The organism is Anabaena sp. WFMT, assembly GCF_051781005.1.
In the GTDB taxonomy this organism is placed as follows: Bacteria; Cyanobacteriota; Cyanobacteriia; order Cyanobacteriales; family Nostocaceae; genus Anabaena.
This window is the reverse complement of record NZ_JBPWOA010000004.1, coordinates 22,405-46,924: the sequence shown is the minus strand read 5'-3', so window position 1 is coordinate 46,924 and position 24,520 is coordinate 22,405. Positions and strand designations below refer to the sequence as shown.

The following is a 24,520-nucleotide window of genomic DNA, read 5'->3' as shown; positions in this document are numbered from 1 at the left end:
ATCTTGGGTAAGTGCATACATCCGTTCAAATTCAGCTTGGGGAATAAGTAGGTGACTGGCAAAGTAATCAGCTACCTGTTCGCGTGGTTTTTCTTCAGATGAGGGTCCTTCTTCAATCAGGGTGTCTTGGTACTCTACGCGGTGAAAGATGAGGTGTCCAATTTCATGGGCGAGGGTAAACAATTGACGTTCAATGGTGATGTTATGGGTGTTGACTAAGACAAATGCACCTTCAATATCACTGCAAGCACTCAGACCAAAGAAACCTTTGATGGGAATGGGTTGACGTAAAACTTTTAAGCCGATTTCTTCTACAGATTGAAACAGGTTGGCAATGGGGGCATCTCCCAAGCCCAGGCGATGGCGAAATAAAGCTGCTATTGCCTGAATGCGCTTTTCGTTGCCTTCTACTTGGTGGCAAGGTGTACTTTCTGGGGTGTAGGTCGGTAAGCCAACGGCTTGTTCTAGGGCGTTATAAGTTGGCAGCATTCTTAATACTTGGGCTGCAAACTGGGGGTTTTTGTCAAAGGAGGCATGGGCGCGGAAGCGGAAGTTGGGCAGTCCTCCGCTGGGAGGACGTAGCAGGTCATCAAGTGTAACGCCCAAAGCACGAGCCAGGGCTGAGAGGATTTTGCTATCTGGTAAGGTTTTGGCGTTTTCGTAGTTGTTGATACTTTGGCGAGTTACAGTGGCTTGTTCTGCAAGTTGCTGTTGAGACAAGCCTAGACTTTTACGGTAGCGGAGCAGGTTGGCAGCAATAATTTCTTTCATGGCTGGTTATCAAGAGCGATCGCTCTTAGGCTCAAGGTCCGTGTCTAGTCAGATGTCAAAGCTGTTGACCTTATTTTCTCTAATTATAATATAAAATGTAAAATAGCTTTTACATCTGATTGAAGTACGTAATTATTAATAATGACAACAGATTCCGTAAATTCACAAAGACTATAGGACTCCTATTTGATTTTTGATAGCTTGCGTGGCGTAGCCATACAAGAATCAGTAGGTATCAATTCTGTCTTTCCTGTTCCCTGACCACACAAGTAAATATGGCTAACGCCACGCTTCGCTATCAGGAATCAAATCGGATTCCTATATATAACAGTCAGCAACATCCTTTGACTAAGTTTGTGAAGAGTTTCTCTACCTATTCCTGCCAAAATGTATAGCAATATGGGTGCATTTTACTCATATTCATATCATTAATATTTAGATGCGTTGTCTTGTGAGCCAGGGTGGTGGAGTTCCCAGTTTTGGAAGTTAAATTGTTAACCCCACAGCCTACTTATTAGGCTCAATTTATTAATTTATTCGTCACAAGCCTGCTGCTATTTTTGTTTTTTAGTCAAGTTAGTTAAACGAGTCATGCTGGAGCGAATATTACCTGCTTCTTTGCGATTTTTCAGTCTTTTTTTGGCTTCTTTCAGGACTTGTTTGAGCACACTATCTTTGTCTTTGCAGGTGATATAAAAAGCCTCTAATAAGGTTTCAATGGTTATTTTCTCTTGAGCGCAAAGTTGGTCTATTTCTTCTTTGATTGGCACTTCTAATCTGACAGGGATACGTGGAGAAATTTCGGGAAAGCTGGCTAGTTTCTCTGCTAGTTGTTTTAGTTCTGACCCTTGATTATTAACAACGGTAGAGTTCTCTGCTATTTGAGTATTTGGAGTAATTGGCTGGGTCTGTAATAGTACATCTTGCCTTGTTGGCACTGTTGGCTGAGTGGCTCTACGGCGGATTTCTTCTAACATATCCATGTTATTAACATTCTCGTTTAAATTACTCATAAAATTCTCGGTAAGTAGGAAACTCAGTGGCTTTAGAGAAAGAGAAAGAAACGACACGTAGCAAGATCCCGAAGGGTGCGGTTTAAACTGCTGTGAATCTTAAAATGCCTGTAGCCATCGAAAAGATGGACAATTTTGCAGGATTACTGATGTTCTGCTTTTTAGTAAGAATGATTAAGCTGTTTCTGTGGGGATTAATTTGGCATATTTTTCTAGCAACGCTGGTTTTAAACGTTGTGCTAAAATCTGAATCGCATACTCAAGTGATGCTTGTCCTAAGTCTGAAGGACTAACCCGATAATTGATAGCATTTTTGTAGACATCTGACTCCAATATATGGGGCAACATCAATTCATCTTTTACTAACTGCCGCATGGTATCAATGCTGGATTGGGTGGCTTTTGTGGGATGCAGTCCAGTCCAGCGAGCGCGAAATGGGACTACGCCTAGCAGTTCGCCATAGGGTAGTGCTGGTTTAAATTCTTTGATTAGTTCTAATGTCCGCAAGAGTGATTGCACTCCCTTGACGTTAGATTCTGCGGGAATTACCCACTTATCCCCAGCCCCCAAGGATGTTTGCGCTAAATGCGATCTCTCTGGCGGTGGGTCTACAATTGCTACGCCAAAATTATTGATGATTGGTTGCAGGCGATTTCTGAGGATAAATAAGCTGAGTCCGCTAGATGCCAGTTTGTAATTAGCACTCTCAAGTCCATCATCGGAAGGAATCAAAAATAAGTTGGCATTGCTAATGCTGCGTTCTCCTATTTGTCCGTCTGGCACTGAGGCAATGGCATCAATAATTCGCGTTTTCTCCTCTGGCTGAGTCAAAACTTCCAGTAGTGTTGGGGTATTAGGTTCTACTTTTACTCCCAAAAAACTAGTTAAGCTCGATTGGGGATCTGCATCGATAAACAAGACGGGAATTCCTAATTTCCCTAAATATCTCCCTAGCATCAATGCTACTGTCGATTTCCCCTGTCCTCCTGCTAGACCCAAGCTAACAACTGTTGGCGTGTTTGTCATAGTACGATTGTATCTAGGTACGAAAATACTTTACTACAGTTATGCTACTATATTTTTATATCTTTTAACTATTTTAATTTTGTACAATTGTACAAAATTAAAAGTATCATCGCAATGTGGCATTGAGCCGAGATATTTGATCGTGCGATTCGTTCTGGAGAGCGCGACCTGAAAAAGGTCGTTTAGTACGGGAAGCCACTTCCCTAGCGGTTTCACACCCGCTACCCCCGCGTAAAAGACTAGCAATAGTCCGGTCACACCTCAAGTAAGTAATGAACGGGGTGGAGTGCAGACCACGAATGTAACCGAAGCTGCCAGCCTAAGGTGGTCAGGGGCTAGGAGGAGTTCCCTAATGGTGAACTTGAGTAAACTATTGTTAAACTGCGTTATACGAAAAAGAGCCAAATCAGGCTGATAGGCTCTGACCAAAAGGTAAATGGATAGGATTTATAGTTTCTACTTCTATATGTAGCAACCTGCAATACTAATCGCTCAAACCTGCAATCAAGGGATTTTCAAACCAGGATTAAATGCAACTATAATTATGCTTCAGCCAGGATTAACTGCAACTGAACCAGGATTAATTGCAACCAACCTGCAATCATCGGTTTGAGCCAGGATTATCTGCAACTATAAAAGTAAAAGAAACGAACGTTTTGTTAACTGCCCCACTGGTAAGGCTTAGAGAACCTTAAACCGTTGCTTTTCGAGTTAAAAAACTCAGTAAAGAATTCGGGGTAAATATAGCGAAGACACTGTTGGCGAAATATTTCTTCACAATTTTAGCAAGTAAGATTGCATGAAAAATCTGGTTGCTTTCGCAGCGATAGGATAATTAAATCCTGTTGAAAAAGTAATTTGCTACCATGTTGATACATCCTCAAAATATCCCTGATATACCTCAACAAACAGTAGAGGTGGCACGTGCATCTTTCCCAAAAGGAAATATTTACATGAACATTCGGGATAGTTTAGGAAGTATCTTTGACTCGGAAGCTTTTGCCGACCTATTTCCGGAAAACGGGCAGCCAGCATATGCACCTTGGCGGTTAGCATTGGTGTGCATAATGCAATTTATGGAGAATTTATCTGACAGACAGGCGGCGAATGCAGTACGCGGACATATTGACTGGAAGTATGTGTTGAGCCTCCCGTTAAGTGACCCAGGCTTTGACTATTCCATCCTTTCGGAATTTAGGACGCGATTACTAGCAGGTGGCGCAGAGCAAAAACTACTGGATATATTGCTACATCGATTAAGGGAATCTGGGACACTCAAAACACATCGGCGACAGCGTACTGACTCAACTCATGTTTTAGCTGCAATCCGTACTCTGAATAGATTGGAGACATTGGGAGAAGGGATGCGTTTTGCACTTGATAGTTTAGCAGTCGCAGCACCTGAGTGGTTGACGATAAATATTCAACCAGATTGGTTTGACCGCTATGGTCGTCGTGTAGAAAACTATCGTTTACCAAAGCTCGACTCTGAAAGAGAAGCTCTAGGAAGCACAATTGGAGTAGACGGTTTGGCGCTATTAGACGCAATTTATGAACCAACAGCACCACAGTGGTTACGTCAAATACCCGCAGTTGAAATCCTGCGTCAAATATGGGTACAGCAATTTTATACTCCAGAGCCAGATGGGTCAATAAAATGGCGTAGTGTTAAAGACTTGCCACCATCCACAATTGCGATTCACTCACCTCATGATGTTGAAGCACATTATAGTTCCAAGCGTAGCGTCGATTGGGTCGGTTACAAAGTACACATGACAGAGATTTGTGATGAGCATAGTCCCCGTTTCATCACCAACGTCCACACGACATTATCCACAATCACTGATGAGCAAGCAATAGAACCGATTCATGAATCACTGGAAGAGAAATCGTTGTTACCAAAAGAACATCTTGTGGATTGCGGTTATCCCACTTCGGAAAATTTAGTAAGTAGCAAGACTAAATATGATGTAGAAATTATTGGGCCAGTGCGGTTAGATCCCAGTTGGCAAACAAAGGCACAACTTGGATTTGATAGCTCTAATTTTCAAATAGATTGGGATCATGAGAAAGTTACTTGTCCCCAAGGACACCAAAGTACCAAATGGTTAGCAGGACATGATATAAGTGGCAAACCTCTTATTCGTGTTCGGTTTAATGGTTCCATATGCAGAACTTGTCCAGTACGTTCATCTTGCACTAAATCAAAAACCGAACCACGGGAGTTGAGTCTTCTGCCAAAAGAGCAACAAATAGCACTCCAAGCTCGACGACAAGAGCAACAAACTCCTGAATGGAAAGCAACTTATAACCAACGTGCAGGTATAGAATCAACACACTCACAGGGTCTAAGACGCTCAGGATTACGTCGCTCTCGTTACATTGGTTTAAAGAAAACTCACTTAATGCACGTTTTCATCGCTTGTGCGCTTAATTTAGTTCGACTGGACGCTTGGCTGGTGGGAATACCTCTTGCCCAGACTCGCTCGTCTCGTTTTAAACAATTGCAACCTCAAGGTGCTTAAAGAATAAGCCCATGCAACTATACCATGTAATACACGGTTGACAACCACTGAAATTTTTTCTACTCTTACCGTGTATTACATGGTAATGATGCTCGATGAAAAAAATGAAAAGGGATATTCAAGGTAAATTTGCGATTAAAAACTCGGACTATCGTGAAGTGCGTTCTTTAAGACTGACAGATGATACCTGGAAGGCATTAGGTATCGCCTCCGAATGCTTGGGATTAACCAGGGCTGACTATCTAGAGGAAATAGTTACAAGTAATATTTTACCATGTATTACACGGCAAATCTCAGAAATTACCCCATCTAATGCACCACTTTTTTCTGACCCATTACCAAGTATTACACGGTATGAGCAGGAGATAGAAAAGCTTAAAATCCAAGTACAGAATCTTCAGAAAGAAAATTTAGAGCTTCAGGCGCGGTCAGCCATTACCTTTGTGCATGACGTTATAGATTTTGAGGCAATACGCGAGCGCATTTTATTTGAATTGAGGTTGGGACGGCAAGCTTCAGGTTTTAAAACAGCACAGAAAGCACTTAATCAATTTATTCAGGAAATAAAACTTATGGTTGACAGTTTCTAACTGGTGTTAAAACTGCTACAAGACGTTACCCATGATTTCTCCAAATTGATTGGTTTTTATCGTTTTTTAATGTAAAGAAATATTTCGCCAACAGTGTCTTCGCTATCTCTACCCCAACACCTAAAATTCTTAGAAACACTGGGCAATATCTAATAAAATTGCCAGAATATGAAAGAAACCAATTTTGACAAACCTATAGTCTATGCCGTGTGCAGTTATTCTGACCGCTCTGCCTGTCGAGTATAATGCTGTCCGAAGTTACTTGACTGAAATTCAGGAAAAAGTACATCCTCAAGGAACAGTTTATGAGCAGGGAATATTTTCTGAAAATGGTCAGGTATGGAATATAGGGATAGTAGAAATTGGGGCGGGGAATGCTGGTGCGGCTTCTGAAGCAGAACGAGCGATATCCTACTTTAACCCTCATGTAATTCTTTTTGTAGGAGTAGCCGGTGGCATTAAGGATGTATCACTAGGAGATGTGGTAGTCTCCACAAAAGTATATAGTTACGAGTCCGGGAAGGCAGAGAAGACCTTTAAGCCTAGACCTGAAGTAGGTCTGAGTGCTTACGGTTTAGAACAACGAGCCAGAGCGGAAGCAAGAAAAACAGACTGGTTGCATAAATTACCAATAGTACCTAAAGTACCGCCCAAAGTTTTTGTAGCTCCTATTGCGGCTGGAGAGAAAGTGATTGCTTCAACGGAATCCGAGGTTTTTAAGTTTTTGCAGTCCAATTACGGAGACGCACTCGCCGTCGAAATGGAGGGAGGCGGATTCCTTAAAGCTGCTCATGCCAATCAACAGGTATCCGCAATTGTTGTTCGGGGTATTTCTGATTTAATCAATAATAAAACTGAAGTTGATAAAGAAGGATACCAGGAAATAGCCTCTTACCACGCCAGTGCTTTCGCTCTTCATATTTTGGCGAAGTTTAATCTAGGAGTAAAAACTGATAGTGGAGGGTAAAGAATAAAAACAGTAATGTTTTTCTGTTTACAACGCCAAGTGTAAATTTTGGTCTGTAATTGTGCTTGGGTCAATCAGAAATATTGGAATCGACGGGGCTAATTTCTACAGGCTTCCCAAAATAATTAGATATTAGTAGTATAAAACTATTGCTCATGCCACGTGCTGTTATTCTCACATCTCACCCCATAGATTACCAGGCTGTCTCTGTTTACTTAAGCAATCTGCAAGAAGAGGAACTCCCCCAAGGTACGGTTTACGAGTTGGGTGAATTTTTGGTGAATGGGCAAGAATGGGAAGTAGTGATCGCTGAAATTGATAACAGTAATACTAGTGCTAGTTTAGAAACAGAGCGGGCAATTGAGCATTTCCAGCCAAACTTAATTTTTTAAGTTAGCGTTGCTACTAGTATTAGAGACATCAACATAGGTGATGTGATAATTGCTAAAAAAGTTTATGGCTATGAGTCAGGTAAAGCAGAGAATGAGTTTTCACCTCGTCCTGAAGCAGAAAAACCAGATTATCGGCTTAAAGAAAGAGCTAAAGCGGAAGCAAAAAAACCAGATTGGCTAAATCGCTTGCTTAATGGAATACCTAGCCCACATCCCAATGTTGTACTAGCACCAATTGCATCTGGGGATAAGGAGCTTGCTGATAAACAAGCATCACTTTTAGAGTTTTTACGTTTCAATTACGGTGATGCTCTAGCAGTTGAAAACCTTGCATTTGGTTTTCTCCAAGCTGCTCATGCTAATGATAATGTTCTTGCACTCACAGTACATGGTATCTCTAGATTAATTGATATTAGTCCTGAAGATACTCCACCTGAATCCAGAGCTATTGCAGTACAAAATGCTAGTGCATTTGTTTTTGAGATACTTGCAAAATATAAGATAAACAATGCAGAGACAACTAAACGTTTTCAAGAAGTTTTAATACAGAATTTTAATGGTGATAAGTTAATTGCTGAAATTGGTCAAAAAGTTGAGTTAGCATTTTCAAATAATACTGATGAGTATCATACTCAAATTGAGTATGCAAGGAAATTAATCAATCAGGGGCAGTTTAATCAAGCTGTTTCATACCTCAATGATTTGAAAACAAAGTTATGGCACAAGCCAGATAACATACTTAAATACCGCCTACTGGCTAATTTAGGAATGGCGCAATTAGGGCTAGATGAAATCAATGAAGCAGCGAAGTATTTTATTGAAGCTCGAAAGTACAATCCGGAAGATGATAAAGCCTTAGCACTGGCAGCAATGGGTTATTCTTTCCAACAAGATTACATCAACGCTGAAGCTTTTATTCAAAAAGCATTACAGGAAAATCCAGCAAATGAACTGGCACACTCGTTGCGTATTGAGATAGCTCCAGTTACACAATCTATTGACTCAGTTTTAGAACTGATACCTCGTGCATACCATGACAGTTTAGATGTTTTAGTAGCATTAGGAGTAGCTGCTAAAAAACGTGGATTAAATGCTCAAGCAGAGCAATGGTGGCAATCTGCATTGGATAGAAATAATGGAAGCAATTTAAACACTGTTAAAGTTGCTCTGGGAGCAACTTTAATGGAAGGTGTAATTAAAAACTACCCACTTATTGTTGTAGAGCAATTAGGTGAAACAGAAAAACAATCTTTGGAACGAGCAATCACATTATTTACTGAAGTTTTAGGAGGAATATATGTAAATCCCAATAATATCTCCCGGTTTGAATTTGACACTTTGATGAACAGAGCTAGTGCGTTTAGACTACTGAGGAAATATGATGATGCGATTCGTGATGTTGATATAGCCCTCGAAAAAGAACCTAACAATCCTGATTGTGTTAAGCAACGAGCATTACTAGCACATGAAAAAGGAGATAATGCTACAGCCTACCAATACCTACAATCAATTCTATGGTCTCCCAATGTTCCAGAAGTACCTCTTCTAGCATCTGAATTACTAATAGGAATTAAGCGTTGGGACGAAGCAGAGAATATTCTCAAGCAGTTCATATCTAAAGAAAATATTTCCAGCAATCTCAAACGCGATGCTAAACATCTTAAATTTGATTTATTGCTGCTGCGTGGTGAGCATGAAAAAGCAGAAACTATGCTTCAGGAGGTGATTAACGAAGCACCAGACAGTATAATTACAATTACTCAGCAAATTCGGTTCTATAAACAGATTGGTTTAGGACAAAAGATTCCATCATTAATTGAACAGGCTAAAGCGGTACTACTTTCCAATACTTTCCTTCCATATCAAATTGTACTTGCAAATCTGCTATATTCATTTAACTACTACCGAGATGCTGCTGAAATTTATGAGCAGTTTGTTGATAAAACTTTAAACACTAAATTAACACGTCAACTGCTGTATTCTTACTATTATATAGGCAATTATAAATCTGCTATTGACATTTGCCAACAACTCCTCAATAAATATGGTTCTCTAGAGTCTGTATCTGAGATGGCTGCTTATATTTATGACAATATTGGTGATACGGATAATGTTATCCAAGTCTGTAAAGCCTATCTTAATATTTTTCCAGATGATGTCGTAATGCAATTGCGATTAGGAATGGCAAACTATGATAAACATAACTACAATGAACTAGATCTATTTCTGGACTCAAAACCGAGTATTAAAGATTTAAAACCAGTTTCATGTAGAGAACTTGCTAAATTGCTTAAATTCAGAAATAGAATAGATTACTTCTTGGAAGTGATTTATGAAATGAGACGGCGTTTTTATGATAATGGTCAAATTCATGCTTTTTATCAAATATCTTACATAGAGGGGAGAAAAATCCAACCTAGTGTCAAAGAATTTACACAAGTAGAAGATGGTTGCGGAGTTCTCTTGAGAGATGAGTCTGGTAGTGAGGAATGGTTTATAGTTGAAAACCGAGAAGATGCTAATTTAGCTCGTAATGAACTCAATTCTCAACAGTCACTTTATAAACATTTAATGGCTAAAAGATTGAGAGACGAAATAGTATTAGAAAATGATGGATTTGGTCGCAAATCACGTAAAATTTTGGCTATAGAAGATAAGTATTTTGCAGCAGGCAAACAAAGCTTTGATTTATTGGATAAATTACCTGACATCAAAGGCTTTCGTACAGTTAATGTACCCATGAAGGGGGATGAAATTTCCTCTGAATGGATTCAGCAACTTACTGAAATGCTGCAACATCGTAAAGAACATTCTGAACGTTTTAAAAATGGTTATGAGGAAGGTAAAATTCCTTTTGGTTTATTTGCAATTGGAATAAATCGCTCTCCCATAGAACTCTGGATAAACCTCATATCAAGAAATGATCATTATATCCATGCTTGGTCTAATTTCCAATATGAAAAATTTGACAATTCTTTATCTATTCTTCAGCAGGGAGGATTATTGGTCATAGATCCTATTTCTTTGATAACTTTGTATCAATTAGGAGTAGCGAATGATGTAGTTGGAGTCTTAGGCAAGTTTGGGATTGCTCAATCAACTGTCGATTTATTTCAAGGAATGCTGGAAGATGCACAAGGTTGGAATCGAGAAGGTTTTTTAAATTTAGGAACTGAGCATGGACAACTTGTAGGAGAAGAAATTAGGACGGAGCAAGTTGCTGAAGCAAGAAATTACTTTCAGGGGATTATTGAATGGGTAGATAATAATTGTTTAATTCTCCCTTGTCGGAGAGCATTAGATATAAATATAGATGAACGAAACAAGCTCAATGAAGTTATTGGGTTAGCGTTTATTGATACTGTATTAATTGCAGAAGAAGAGGGAAGAATATTATACTCTGATGATCAATGGTTGCGTTGGTATGCACAGTCTAAAGGAGTCCAGGGTGTTTGGACACAGGTTGTGCTGAGATATTGTCTTTTAGACCAAAATACTAACGAGGTATTGTACAATAAAGCAACTTTACAATTAGCATTTTGGGGATACAATTACACGATTATATATCCTGAAACTTTGATGGAAGGAGCAAGACTAGCTAATTGGGAAGTGAAGCCAAGCTATACTTTAGTTGTTAAGGCTCTTGCAGATAAACAAACTTTACCAGAATATATGGCAGTTGTTGCTGCTGAGTTTATCTATAAACTTTACATTGAAGTGATAATTCCTGAACGTCGATATCCATTAATTATTCATTTGTTGAATGCTATCACGACTGGGCGTTCTCAAACACAAATTATTCACCTACTTGTTCAGCAACTTAACCGAATAATTCAAAGCAAGCCTATTATCCTACCTACATTCCAAGATGAAATTCAGCAATTGATAGAAATATGGCAGAGTCTTCCGTCGATTATTACTTAAATAATAACTGTGCCACAGACTGTATAAAGAATAGATATATAACCGTTACAAAATAAGTCTTGAGTAAATTTAAACACGAACCGCAAAGGATACCAAGAATGCCAATAAAAATTGACATATTTAGTGCCTTGTTCAAATAGATAGGTATTGTCAGTCCTATTTATCTGACAATACTCGAAAGCTGATAAGCACTTGGCAACTATCTTCCCTTCGCTAAATCAGCATAAATGACAATCTCTACACTCAATATTATCAAAAGTACAAACTCTATTAAGCAAAGGATTTTAACAGCCAAGGGTGAGTTAGGGATAAGAAACCAAAAAGCTGACAATGCAACTATACCAGAAACAACAAAAGTAATCTGATCAATGATTAACTGTTCTATCTTGCGGCGTTTGCGACGGTTGTCACTTCTGTGCGCTATTTCCCAGCCGAAGATAGATTCAATGTCTTTGGAACCAGTATGTTCTTTAATTTTTTCGGATAGCGTCAAGCGAATGTATCTGCCAATAGCTGATATTTTTTCGTCGTTGACAAGATAAGACCAGCCCAGGATGAGACAAACCCAAGGGATAACAAGGAGAGCATAATAATTAGATTTATTAGAAACAGCAAAAGAAATCACCGCACCGAAGACTCCTAGTGTCACATACAGTAGATTGTCTCGAAACCCAATTCGTTGTGTTTGCTCGGTTTTTAGTTTCTCGTATTCCTGAAGATAAACTTCTAGTATTTGTTGCTGATCACTCATATTTTGATCACGGGTATATAAATTTGCTTTGTTATTTGAACGTTCTGCTAGAGACAAAATGCTGACTAAATATGATTTCCGCAGAATACTCTACTTATTATGATATGGGAAAGGATGAAAAAGCGGATTAACTAGTTTTATATAGATTTTTTGGGCAAATACCTGTAAAATTGACTATAGTTACATTAAATAACTAGAAATTTCACTATGCCTTGCGCCGTAATAATTACTGCTATTCGATTAGAGTATGAGGCTGTGTGTCGCCATATCAGTAACTTGAAAGAAGAGACCTATAAGGGAATGGTCTATGGGCGGGGCAGATTTTTTGCCAACGGTAATTGGTGGACAGTAGGGATTGTTGAGACAGGTGCGGGAAATGTGAATGCAGGGTTGAAAGCAGAACGAGCGATCGCATATTTTCAGCCCAATGTGATCCTCTTTGTGGGAGTTGCCGGCGGTATCAAAGATGTCAAATTGGGTGATGTCGTTGCAGCAACAAAAGTCTACGGCTATGAATCTGGCAAGGAAACAGACTCAAATTTTCAAACTCGACCTGAAGTTGGACGTTCAACGAATGATTTAGTAGAACGAGCCAAAGCTGAAGCTAGGAAATCAGATTGGCTCAAAAGGCTCAAAAGCATAGAAAAATCGAAACAAGACATTGTAGCAGACCCCAAGGTATATGTTGAACCTATAGCTAGTGGGGAAAAAGTGATCGCTTCCAAAGAATCGCCTTTGTATCAGTTTATCAGGAATAGTTACAATGATGCGATCGCTGTAGAGATGGAAGGACGGGGTGTACTGGAAGCAGCTTATGCTAACCAACAAGTGTCGGCAATTGTTATTCGCGGCATTTCTGATTTGCTTGTTGGTAAGGGTGAAGCTGATGCTGCTGGTTCTCAAGAAATAGCTGCACTTCGTGCCAGTGCTTTTGCTTTTGAAGTGTTGTCCAAACTAGAACCAAATCCAGTCCTAAAAATTGGTTCTATTACACTCCTCACAACTATTGTAGTTAGTATTATACGCTTGTTGGGAGTATTTCAGCCATTAGAACTTTTGTACTTTGATCAGATGGTGCGAATGCAAGGGTCTCAAGATTCAGATGAACGTTTAGTAATAGTGGAAATTACAGAGGAAAACATTAATAAATATGCTGAGGAATATGCTAAACAAAATAAACAGAGTAATAAATCAGGACCAGATGCTACTCACAATAAACAAAATAACATTTACCAATATAATCCGGGAGCTTCTTTACCTGACCAGATAATTGAGAAGTTATTGAGAAAGTTATTAGATAAAAAAACAACTGTAATAGGTCTAGATATTTATCGCCCTTATGATAACAAATTAAAGTCATTAGCTGATGAATTCAAAAAAAAAGGTACAGAGATAGTTTTTATATGTAAATTTCCTGATGCCGAAAATAAGACATCTGGACAGAACCCACCTCCAGATGTTTCGGTAGACGAACGAGTAGGATTAAGCGATTTTATAGATGATTATGATGGCATAACTCGTAGACAAATTATACGTATGGGAACTAATAGTAATGAATATGAGCATAAAAAATCAAAGTGTAAACCTTTTGATTATCAGAAAACCCCGATGGAATCTTTTAGTTTTAAAGTAACTCAAAAATACTTATATGCGACAAATCAAAGAAAATATGAAATAATACAAAATTTAGATAAAAATTCAAGAATTTATCATGAAAAAGATAAAAATAAAATTGAATTACAGCCACTGGATCAGAATGTTAAAGGTGGATATCATCTCAAAGAGATTGGTGGTTTTCACATTTTGTTAAGATATCGATTCGCAAAAAAAGGTAACGAAAAATACTCTGTTAGAAATATTGCTCATAAAACATATAGTGTAGACGATGTATTGAATTCAGACTCATCTAGTGACTTTAATAAATTAGATTTAAAAGACAAAATAGTTTTGATTGGAACACCAGTTGAAAGCTATGACAACATTGTTCCTACACCGTTTTCCGACGAAGGCCAAAATTCACCAGTGTATGGACTATATATTCAGGGACAAATGATTAGCCAACTTGTGAGTGCGGCTTTAGATCAAAAACCTTTATTGAAAGCTGGAACTCTTGACAAAGAGATTCTTTTAATATTTATTTTTTCTTTAATTGGTTCAATTCTAGCTCAGTTATTTAAAGAGTCTTTAAAAACCCTTGTAATAATTGTTAGTGCTAACTTCTTTGCTTATTATTTGTTTTGCTTAGTAATGTTTTTTCAGTTCCATACATGGCTATCACTAATTTCTCCTGTAGCAGGATTACTTTTAGCTTCAGGCAGTATGACAATTCTAGTAGACATGAAATTTATTTTAAGGAAAAACAACTCGTAGTAATACTATGTCAAAATATCAAAAAACAATTGTTTATTAACGTTATGCTTGTAACTAATTCTTTGATTGCCAAATTGTTTAGAGCATTATTAAGTAGCACTCTCGTCATAATTGTGTTAATTAGTAATTCTTCTCAAGCTGTAGGAGCAGATAATTTATTTGCAACAATATTAGAAAATATATTTGGTTACAAACAGCGAGACGAGAAAAGGGTAGCACCTGGTCGTTCCAGAGGTGGAGGTGGACGTGGGGAGTGTTTGAATTTGGCATTTACTGGTACAGATAAACAATTAACTGCTCTCGTCCCAGCAATTGATTTATCAGGTAGCTCGTCACAATCAGAAAATCAAAAAACATCTGAAAAATCTGAATTAGCCTCTAAGAGATTTTCGGTGAAGACCTATACATATGATGAAAAGCCTACTCTTTGGTTCTATATTCCTTATACATATGATCCAAAATTACAACTGGAGTATGTAAAACTTACACTGCTAAAAGAGGACAAAACTCCTGTTACAAAAAAACCGATTTATTTCCAGCTTCCCAAACAACCTGGTATTGCTCAAGTTCAGCTACCAATAAGTCTAGAGCCTAACAAGCCCTACCAATGGTTCTTTTCCGTCGTCTGTGACGAAAATAAACCTTCTAGAAATCCTGGTGTGACAGGATGGATTGAAAGACGATTACTTCCTCCAGATAACTTTATTGTCAAACCATCTGATGCAATACTTTCTCGCCGAAAATATTACTTTTACTACGCTCAGTCCGAACTCTGGTCTGATGCCTTTACTCAGCTTGCTAGAGCTTATCAATTAACAAAGCAACAAAACCAAGGCTTATACTCCTCAAATTTCATAACTGAGGCTAGAGAAATTCAAAATGATTGGCTCAATTATTTCAAAATATTACCATTGAATGAAGATGAAGCAGAGCCAAATAAGATTGCTGAAGAGATGGCTAATTCTAAAATCTTAGAAAAATTAGAACAGAAGCCAGAAAGCAATAATACCCAAGTAAGTGGTAATTTTTGATTCATTTTCTTTAGTAATCTCTCTTCCTACTCACTTACAAGAGTAATAAAAGAGAGATTACTGCTATTCAAAAATACAAAAGTATTACAACCAGTTTCCTACCAAAATGTAGGGAGCCCAATCTCTGGGATGTTCATTTTCCTTAAGTGATTTTTTCAGTGCGATTTGAGCTTGTTGCAAAGCTTGAGCTTTCGTTTGGTTTGGGTTTTTCAGCTGATTGTAAAATTGCTTGGTAAACTCTACGCTGAATTTATCATCAATTGTCCACAGAGAAGCGATCGCACTGCGGGAACCTGACCTTACAGCTACACCAGAAAGCCCTAGAGTAGCTCGCTTGTCACCAGATGCTGTTTCACAAGCACTGAGTATCAGCAGTTCAATTGGTTCTTTTTGATTTTGAGCCTGTATCCGAAAAAGATTCCCTACTTCGTTAACTCGAATAAGTTGGTCAGCAGCTAATATAAATGTATTTTCAGAAGTAGAACTAAACTGACCATGTGTAGCTAAATGGACGATTTGAAAAGCAGAAGCATTAATTTTTTTCTGGAATTCCTGTTTATTGAATTTATCATCGCTGAGTGAAGTCACTGAAAGCCTAGCAGGATTATCCTTTGCTATTTCTTCTAAAACCTTCAATTCCTCTTTGACAAAATTTAGCTTGGGAAATTTTCTCTCTAATTCTGGTAATTTTGCTTCAGTTAACCCCGCTGCCAAAACGTTGATTTTTCTATTTTGCAGAACTTGGGGAGTGGGAATTTCCAATCTGGGAGCTAATGCAATTGCATACTTATCAATCAAATATCCTTTTGATGTTGGATCACGAACCAGCGCAGCCAAAGGAATATTGCGTAAATCAGTATCCAAAGCAAACACTAAAGTATCAATTTTAATTAAATTTTCTTGATTGTATTCATCAATGTATTTATCTACATCTTCAACCAGCAATTGATAAAGTTCATGAGATTTTTGGCGAACATCTTGAAACGTATATTCTTCTTCTAGATTACGCTGTACATCTCTAATAAATTCATCAAATTTTTCCTTAGATACAATAGGCTTGTTGAATCTTTTTAGTATTGGATCTCCTGGCAATTTCAGGATAGTTTCGATTCTGTTTTCTAAAACAATTGGGGATATAAAAGCTGTCGTTCTTTTAGCTTTATTATCAATGATTTTATCAATATTGTCTAAATTGTTTTCTGGGCAAGCTTGGCGGAGAAAATTCTCCAACTCTACTGCTTGAAGAGAACTAATAACTTCACGAGCTTGAGAGATGTGTTCCTGTTGCGGTTGTGTTTGTGGCTCTCCGTCCCACAATAACACATCAATATATTCGCGGTAAATTTTCTCAATTTCCTCTAAAAAGGAGAATTGTGCATCAGGGCTACCAACTGCTAATTCCCGACGCAGAGATTGCAGTGTTTCAAAAGCTTCTCTATAAGCCTTGCGAGCTTCTTCTAAGTTCTTAAAGCCGTTTTTTATATCCTTTGCTTGTGCCTGTATATCCTGTATATTACGTTTAGGTTTGTAAATCTGACCTAGTTGCCACTGCCATTGATAAACTATATTTGGATCTGGAATAGATTGAGCTATAATCAAAGCTTTTTGAGTATGGAATATAGCCTGTTTGGGATCTTTCTCCATGTACAGCTTGCCGAAATATCCTAAAGCATAAGATTCGGCTTTTTTATCCCCTTGTGCTTTGGCTTGTTTAAATTTTTCTTGGAGAAATCCTGCTATTTTATTTTCTAAATCAGGCTGATTGTTATTCTGATTAAGACGGATTAAGCTATTAGCAAAATTGAGCCTTGTGTAAAGTGTTGTATGAGTTATAGGTAACTTTTCTATCTGCTGCTGAAGATTATTAATATAGTCGGGCTGAAGTAATTGATTTTGATCTGACAAGAATTTTCTTGACACAATATTGTTGAATATCTCATTAGATCCTAAATCTTGCGAGGAAGTTTCACTAAGTGTAAGTTTGGTAATACATTTTTCTACTTGAGAGTACAATTTAATTAAAGGTCTATTTCTTTGCAAAAGTTGATCTATTACTCTTTCGTTATATCCATCTCTTATATCTAAGAGAAGACTTAACTGATTTAGCTCTGCTTGTAGTTGGGTGGTGGATGGTGATTTTGCAGTTAAGCCAGCCTCGCCATAAGCTTTTTTGGCTGCAAATGCACTGACAATCCCACAAACCAGATTTGGTGAGTATTGGGAACGGCTGTATATATCTTCTTCTTTGTTACTAAAAGCCCGTCTGCTATTACCTATATCCAACCAAATTGCAGCCTTTTCTTGAGGTTGACTTTTTCGCAAACTTAGTAATAAAACTTGATGAGATAAATCTAACTCACCCAACCCTCGCAGGACATTACCTAAGCTGCGTAAACCAGCGATTTTAGCAGGAGAATCTGCTCGTTGCTCTAAAAGAGTAACAAATGACTGAATAGGTTTTTTGCCATCCTGTATATTTCCATCTTGTGTATTTTCGTCTTTTAGCCAATCATTACAGTCTTTCTCAGGCTCTTGCTCACGGTAGATTTGCAGTAGTGTATTACAGGCTCGTGGGTATAGTCCTAAAGCTTGCTCTGCTTGAGCCTGGTTAATTTGGTTATTGATTTTTTCGGTTTCATTTCCACTTTTTTGGTATGACTCAGCAGCTTTCTTCCAGCAATCTATCGCTATATCGAAGTCCCCACGCTCATAACTATATCGACCCTGTACACTTAACTGTTCTGGGCTGAGAGTTGGTGTTGTCAAACAACTTAACTGGGTTACTTTTGGTTCTGTACTAATCGCCTGTTTTTCTGACAACGCCTGAATACCGAAAGCTAAAATTAGCCCAAAAACAGCTAATAGAACTGTATAAATTAGACGGCGATGTAGTTTTGAGAATTGACGTTTCAAAAGGAGTTCCATAGGACAGAAAAATATAAACCGTTTTCTTGTAAAGTTCTTTTATCAGAATCAACAGACATTAGGGGAATACCCCAGTCCAAACGAGCATCAAGACTTTCACCCATCTGAAAGCGCAAACCTAAACCCGCAGAGACTAGGGGATTTGGCTTTAAGTCTGCACCCTCAAAATTCTTCCAACCTGTACCCACATCAAAAAAGGGTATGACCTGTAACAATCCCTTAATTTCAGGAAAGCGTGTAATTGGTAAACGGAGTTCTACAGAACCTGAAACTCCGTTGTCTGCAAGTAGAGCATCTTGACGATAGCCTCTAACACTTGCTTGACCACCTAAACGAAATTGCTCTAGGGATACAAGCCTGCGGTCTGCAAATTGCAAATCTCCCCGAACCAGTAACACACTATCTTTGGCTAAAAGACGCACCCATTGAGCCTGTCCTCTCCAAGCAAAAAAGTTGGTATCGGGAGCAACCTCTTGAGTAGTAGCACCCAAGATACCTAGTCCCAAACTGAATTGAGAACGGAATGCTAGAACTGAGAAGTCACTCCTATCAGTCCATTCTTGAAAGAAGCGCAGGGCAGAAATCCGAGTGCGTCCTTCATCATCTGCTCCTGGTGAGAGGGGAAAGGGACCGATATTATCCAGACCAATAGAGGTTTGAGTTTCTTGGTGGGATAGAGTTGCACCCAAAGCCAATTCTTGCCGAGGATTACGAATCAAAGGATGACGCAAAGTTAGTTGGTATTCATCGGAATCAGAAGAAATATCTAGCCTATCAAAGGGTTTTTCAATAACATTGCTCCAACTCTTACCATAGCTAAAAGCCAAGGTAGTCTCCTCAGCAGTTAAAGGTAGGGTGTAGTTCAGATTCACTTGATTACTACCGTCTGTGTTGGCATAGGACAAACTCAAAGTGTCTCCTATCCCCAACAAGTTTTGCTCTTGCAACTGAGTGCTACGTTGGAAACTACCAACGCTAGGAGAGCGGTTATTATCAACAGCGACTTGAGTATGAAAAGTTCTGGCTTCATTCACCCGAACTATAAGTAAGTTAGTACCAAAACGTGTACCAGCAGCCAACTCTACGGACAAATTTTCGATGCGAGGATTAAGTTGCAGTAGTTGTAGAGTTTCTAGCAACTGGTTGCGATTGAGTGGCTTTTTATTTGCCCTTGCTAAACGGCTGCGAATATAGCTTTTTTTTAATCGTTGATTGCCTATGATTTTGATATCTTCTAAAGTACCCTCGACAATCTGTATTTTCAGTGTGTCAGCGTTGGGAGGAGGTGGAAATTGTTGCTCTGGAATTAATGCGCCAGAGGTGATATAGCCCTCACAGATATAAAGCTGAGTAATCGCAGAACGTGCCTCGATAAGTTGGGAAAAAGTGAGTTCTACTGGAGGGTCACTCTCGCTTCTTGGTAGTTTCCGAGGAGGAGTTTTTTGATCTAATTGTCTTAATGCTTCACATTTGGTTTTCTCACTTAAGAGTTCAGAAGTAGGTTTGACAGGATAAAGGAATACTTCCATTGCTTGGAGTAATTTTTCCTCCTTGAAAACTGAACCGCCTTCAAATTGGAACTTATTGACCAGAAATTTGACAGATGTTTCTGGAGTAGTTTCCTGGGGGAGGTTGGGAGTAGAAGGGGTTGGGATGAGGTTTTCTGGAGACGGTGGTGGTGAAGGAACTATCGGCTGTGGTTGAGGTGGAGATGTTGGAGGTAAGACATCTTGGGGAGGTGGCAAATTTTGCGGTAGGTTAGGCTGTGCCAGCAGGTTAGCACTGGGGGCTTGAACCACTACCTCTGCATTGGCCTTCAGAGGTATAGACAGACCGAAGCTGAATGCCAGTACCATGAGTATGAATTTAATCTGACGTATATCCCAGAAGTATTTATTTTTCATTGCAACCTGTGTTTTTCTGCCAAGAAGTATAAGGAGCGAGTGTAGATGGGCGAGATGTTAAAAGAATTTCTCCTCCAGGGCCAATTGCTACCCCTTGGGCTTCTCGTGGTGGTTCTGAGACGGAGGTTGTAGTATTTCCAGGAGAAGATGCGGCTGCATTTCCTAAAAAGGTGTCAGTGCTGAGGGGAGAACCAGGGTTGGGAGGCAATCCTCCGCGTCCGGTAACGACAAAACGACTTGCAGATCCTTGTACACCCACTGGGCAACTTTGGGCTATCAACCTTGAAGAATCGCCTAAATCTTCTGGTAACTGAATTGTTCCGCGTGCAGGATCTACATTCGGTGCGTTGATTTCTACAATCCCGCTTCCACCAGGATTTTCTCGTGAAATTGCGGTTGCATCGTTAGTAGGTAGGCGTTGAGGGTCTAGTTCCTGTAGTGGAGTGTTTGGTGGTAATCGCCTCTTCAAATCTTCTCGACTTAGGGCTTCTATGTTTACAGTACCAAGAGCATTAATTTTGACTCTACCGCCAAAGTCTCTAAAAGCATCAGATGCGATATCATTATTTCTACTAAACCCGGCAATCACAAACCCTTCAGGGTAATCAATGAGGATTTTGCCTCCATTTCCTGGTTGTCTTGCCGTACCCGCAGTAGTGGAGATGAGACTATTACGGCGCAGCAGTAGTAAAGTACCGTTTTTCAGTGTTATGTTGCCACCATTACTTGCACCAGATTCAGCAATCAATCTTCCATGATCATCTAAAAATACAATGGGTGAACTTACTATAATGTCACCTGCTCTGGCTGTAGTATTTTCGGAATCAACAAACAAACCGCTAAAAACTTCATTATTGGAAATGACATTTGCCACAACTCCACGGGGAAATTTACTAAGTCTTTTAGCAAAATTTGCATCACGCCCACTGACAGTCATCCGTCTACCAGCATTAACCGTAATTGTACCAGCAGCACCTCTAGAGGTGGTTCGAGCAATTAGTTGTCCTCCATTGATAGCCTCAAATCTATTTGCGTTTATTTTAATGTCGCCAGCTTTCTGATTATTAGAGGTACTCGCAAACAACACAGCACCATCTGATATCCGGAAAAGATTTGGTTGTACTTCATCTCCTACGGTGATATTGCCGCCCGTTCCTGTAGAATTTGGAGATGTGGAAGTAAATAATGCGCTAGAGCGTCCCGAAATAGGGCTAGTACCCGAAATATTGACGGAATCAGTGGCATTAATTATGATATTGCCTGCATTTCCCGCGCCTTCGGTGTCTGCCTGAAGTTGAGCGCCATTAGTGATGTCTAGTGAGCCTGTGGTGATTGTAATGTCCCCACCCCGTCTTTGTTGGCCATCCTGTGTTTGGAAGTTGCCTTGTACCTTGGTGAAGACACTACTGCTTTCTCCATCAAAGGAAATATCACGGGCATTGATAGTCACATTGCCTGCATTTCCCTGTCCCTTAGTAAGGGCTTGTAGTTGAGCGCCATTGGTAACGAAGAAGGAGCCATTAGGGATGGAAATGCTAATATTTCCTCCTCGACCTATGCCTGTCTCTTCGACAGTTGTGAAAGCATTAGCATTATCAAAGGTAACTTGATCGCGAGAATTGATAATCAAATTACCTGCATTACCCTGTCCAAAAGTGCTGGTACTTAATACAGATATACCCCCGACCGAAACCAACCCATTTATGGCATGAATGTTGATGTTGCCTGCATTGATGTCAATGTTGCGATTATCTTGCTGTACCCGCGCACTGGTGCTGCTATTTACATTTGAATTGAAAATCCTAATATTTCCATTTTGGGAAGTAATCTCAATCTCTCCAGCTTTAGGAATAATATTTTGTCCAGGTGCAGGTAAATTATTGAGGGTTTGAGCAGTCAAGAAACCGTCCCTGATGGATATATCATTGCCAGCCTGAATATTAATTATTCCATAATATCCATTAGTAAGAATAGTCTCTTGTCCAGGATCTCTACTCCCTGTTCCAGTAATTTCTACATTACCTTGAGGAGCATAAATATTAATAATTCCAGCATAATCTGAACCATTGTTACTGGCTTCAAGCTGAACTTGATTTAAGAAAACAGAGCCTTGTAATGATTCAAGTGTGATTGTGCTGAAATTATTTGCATCACCACTACTACTAGTATTAGAAGCTTCTATATTACCAGAGTTAATATTACCGTTAGCTTGAAGAGTAACATCTCCAGCACGCCCACTGCTTCTTGATAGTATGTTCCCATTTCTCGTATCGATATCTCCGCCACTGATAATCTTGATATTTCCACCGTTCCCATCACCAGTACCAGTAATGATGCCAGCAACCCGCACATCTCCTCTAGCATCTATCGTGACTGGATTACCGTAAGCACGAATTGAGAAAGAACCTAAATTACGGGCTTCTGGATCTACGATTGGATTTCTAATTTCAATTAAACCTCCAGGTAAACTATTATCTGACTCGTACTGATTGGTCAAAAACACTTGGCCACTATTTGTTGTACGTACTCTGTTAATAATAGTTCCAATGCTAATCCTTGCACCTATTTCTCTAGTTTCAGGGCTAATAGGGTTAATGTTTGGGAGATTAGGAAAAGTATTCCCAACGCCTGGAAAAGGAACTGGCGTAAACTCTGGAATACCGATCGCATCCGCACGCACACCCGCTCGAATATCCAATGTCGGAAATTGTGTACCATCAATCGTTATGGGACTTCCATCTGATAATGTTACTGTCTCCTCCGGAAGTGCATTTGCATCTGCACCTGTAATCTCAACTGTGCCGTTGATTGTCACACTTCCCCCAGCGAGAATATGCAGCGATCCCCCTTGGTATCTGTCAAAACTCACATCTCCAGCCGCTCGAATAATGGGATCATAAGGACTGAACAAACCACCCAAACTGCCATCCATTTGCTCAATGCGAAAATTGCCACCAGCCCAGTAGTGTGCATCACCCCCGACTGTATTAGCCGATCGCAAAATCATATCTCCTCCCGAAACCAAACCACTGGAGGGATGATTTAAGGCAAAAATATCAACTCCTTGTCTACCCTGAACTAATAATTTTCCCCCAGCTTGCGCCACAAAGGGATTCGCTACACTATCTCGTATCCGCACTGTATCCCCAGCCAACAGGTTTAAATCGCCATTCGTACCTATTAGACTCTCTACCAGAGTTAAATTATGATGGGCTGTGAGTGTCGCAGTTTGGGCTGTAACGTTCTTGGCTACAACATCACCATCTCCTACAGACAAACCAGAACCCGATAACTCTGTCTGTCCGTTGCTATTTACTGTCAGCCCTGGATGGAATTGTGCATTACTGCTGCTCAATAACTGAGCTAGAGAAGCTGAATTTCCAGATCCTACAGGTAAGGAAGTATCAATATTTTGCAATTGTCCTGTTGCATTCAAATTCACAACACTACCACCTGGTACGGCTGCAACGGCAATTTGTCCTGCTGGTGCTGATAAATTCCCTGTACTCGCTACCGTACCCCCTAAGAGGGTGAGGTTTTGTCCTGTACTGACTGCGAGATTTCCAGAATTAACAATTGGGCTGGGTTGCGGTTGGTTAAATTGCACTCCCAAGGGGACTGAAACACTTAGCAATGGTGGTGTTGCGGGATTGGTGGCACTAAACTCTTTCCCTCCACCAAAATTCAAACTATTTGCTGTACTACCTACGAAGGAACCGCCAAGGTCTAAGGAGGCATTGGGTCCGAATAGAATCCCGTTGGGGTTGAGCAAAAATAGATTTGCATTACCCAATACACCAAGCGTTCCATAAATATTTGAGGCACTATTCCCTGTCACCCGACCGAAAATGTTATCAATGCCAGCCGGATTGCTGAAATAGGCTCCTCGTCCTGCTCCCACATTAAATTCCTGAAAACTATGGAAGAGGCCAGAACCACGAATTGCTCCACCATCAATGCGATCGCTTGCCAATCCTTTAATATCAATGTTGGGTGTAACTACAGAACTTTCAACACCCAGGGTATTATCAGGAGCAATTTGTGCGATCGCGCTATTCCCAAAACCAAGTAACGCATTAATCACACTCAGATTTATCCAGAGCAGGGTGGATGTGATTATTTTATTGAATCTGTGTAAATTTTGTTGTGTATTTTTACGTAATTGCATAATACTTAAGTCTAAATAAATGTAGATTTTTCGCAATTTGATTTGATTTTCTGCTTAATTTTCTATACTTTAAAAATGAAACAGTATTTTTGAGTTTTGTCATATTTAAAACTGTAAAAGTAATTAGGCTAATTTTACAATACTTAAGTAAATCCAATTAAGT

At 39.4% G+C, this 24,520-nt stretch carries 14 protein-coding genes; 7 read left to right on the top strand and 7 right to left on the bottom strand.

Annotation, left to right across the window (positions count from 1 at the left end; translation table 11 throughout):
* From ACSQ6I_RS04030 to ACSQ6I_RS04020, 3 genes are all read right to left on the bottom strand, one after another.
* A partial coding sequence (locus ACSQ6I_RS04030; RefSeq protein ID WP_438889043.1) for a helix-turn-helix domain-containing protein occupies positions 1–771 on the bottom strand: 771 nt, incomplete at its 3' end.
* A gap of 554 nt (positions 772–1,325) precedes the next feature.
* Positions 1,326–1,784, bottom strand: a complete 459-nt coding sequence (locus ACSQ6I_RS04025; protein ID WP_438889041.1) for a hypothetical protein — start codon at positions 1,782–1,784, stop codon at positions 1,326–1,328.
* Between the two features lie 174 nt (positions 1,785–1,958).
* On the bottom strand, positions 1,959–2,810 hold the full coding sequence (locus ACSQ6I_RS04020) for a ParA family protein (protein WP_438889040.1): 852 nt from the start codon (positions 2,808–2,810) through the stop codon (positions 1,959–1,961).
* Between the two features lie 866 nt (positions 2,811–3,676).
* On the opposite strand from ACSQ6I_RS04020, the gene ACSQ6I_RS04015 reads away from it, so the two are divergent.
* From ACSQ6I_RS04015 to ACSQ6I_RS03995, 5 genes are all read left to right on the top strand, one after another.
* The gene (locus tag ACSQ6I_RS04015) at positions 3,677–5,335 is read left to right on the top strand and encodes an IS1182 family transposase (RefSeq protein WP_438889006.1); all 1,659 of its coding nucleotides are present in this window, start codon (positions 3,677–3,679) and stop codon (positions 5,333–5,335) included.
* 95 nt (positions 5,336–5,430) lie between these two features.
* Positions 5,431–5,925, top strand: a complete 495-nt coding sequence (locus ACSQ6I_RS04010) for a hypothetical protein (protein WP_438889005.1) — start codon at positions 5,431–5,433, stop codon at positions 5,923–5,925.
* 202 nt (positions 5,926–6,127) lie between these two features.
* The gene (locus ACSQ6I_RS04005) at positions 6,128–6,892 is read left to right on the top strand and encodes a 5'-methylthioadenosine/S-adenosylhomocysteine nucleosidase family protein (protein WP_438889038.1); all 765 of its coding nucleotides are present in this window, start codon (positions 6,128–6,130) and stop codon (positions 6,890–6,892) included.
* A 155-nt stretch (positions 6,893–7,047) separates the two neighbouring features.
* Entirely contained in the window at positions 7,048–7,284 is a 237-nt protein-coding gene (locus tag ACSQ6I_RS04000) for a hypothetical protein (RefSeq protein WP_438889036.1), read from the top strand.
* Between the two features lie 42 nt (positions 7,285–7,326).
* The gene (locus tag ACSQ6I_RS03995; protein WP_438889034.1) at positions 7,327–11,208 is read left to right on the top strand and encodes a PIN domain-containing protein; all 3,882 of its coding nucleotides are present in this window, start codon (positions 7,327–7,329) and stop codon (positions 11,206–11,208) included.
* Between the two features lie 199 nt (positions 11,209–11,407).
* On the opposite strand, the gene ACSQ6I_RS03990 is transcribed toward ACSQ6I_RS03995, so the two are convergent.
* Positions 11,408–11,959 (bottom strand): hypothetical protein, encoded by a 552-nt coding sequence (locus ACSQ6I_RS03990; protein ID WP_438889033.1) that lies wholly within the window; start codon positions 11,957–11,959, stop codon positions 11,408–11,410.
* Between the two features lie 207 nt (positions 11,960–12,166).
* Here ACSQ6I_RS03990 and ACSQ6I_RS03985 point away from each other — a divergent pair, with 207 nt between their 5' ends.
* Both ACSQ6I_RS03985 and ACSQ6I_RS03980 read left to right on the top strand, forming a co-directional pair.
* Positions 12,167–14,329, top strand: coding sequence for a CHASE2 domain-containing protein (locus tag ACSQ6I_RS03985; RefSeq protein WP_438889031.1), 2,163 nt, complete (start codon positions 12,167–12,169; stop codon positions 14,327–14,329).
* A 44-nt stretch (positions 14,330–14,373) separates the two neighbouring features.
* Complete coding sequence (locus ACSQ6I_RS03980; protein ID WP_438889029.1) at positions 14,374–15,360, top strand: DUF928 domain-containing protein; 987 nt, start codon at positions 14,374–14,376, stop codon at positions 15,358–15,360.
* 84 nt (positions 15,361–15,444) lie between these two features.
* On the opposite strand, the gene ACSQ6I_RS03975 is transcribed toward ACSQ6I_RS03980, so the two are convergent.
* The 3 genes from ACSQ6I_RS03975 to ACSQ6I_RS03965 are packed head-to-tail and all read right to left on the bottom strand — an operon-like array spanning position 15,445 to position 24,357.
* Positions 15,445–18,273 carry a CHAT domain-containing protein gene (locus ACSQ6I_RS03975; protein WP_438889027.1) on the bottom strand — a complete coding sequence of 943 codons (2,829 nt, stop codon included), beginning with the start codon at positions 18,271–18,273 and terminating at the stop codon, positions 15,445–15,447.
* A complete protein-coding gene (locus tag ACSQ6I_RS03970) occupies positions 18,270–20,189 on the bottom strand; it encodes a ShlB/FhaC/HecB family hemolysin secretion/activation protein (protein WP_438889026.1) in 1,920 nt (639 codons plus the stop codon). The genes ACSQ6I_RS03975 and ACSQ6I_RS03970 overlap by 4 nt, the downstream gene beginning before the upstream one ends.
* The gene (locus tag ACSQ6I_RS03965; RefSeq protein WP_438889025.1) at positions 20,179–24,357 is read right to left on the bottom strand and encodes a two-partner secretion domain-containing protein; all 4,179 of its coding nucleotides are present in this window, start codon (positions 24,355–24,357) and stop codon (positions 20,179–20,181) included. Before ACSQ6I_RS03965 ends, ACSQ6I_RS03970 begins: the two co-directional genes overlap by 11 nt.
* Between the last annotated feature and the right edge of the window lie 163 nt (positions 24,358–24,520).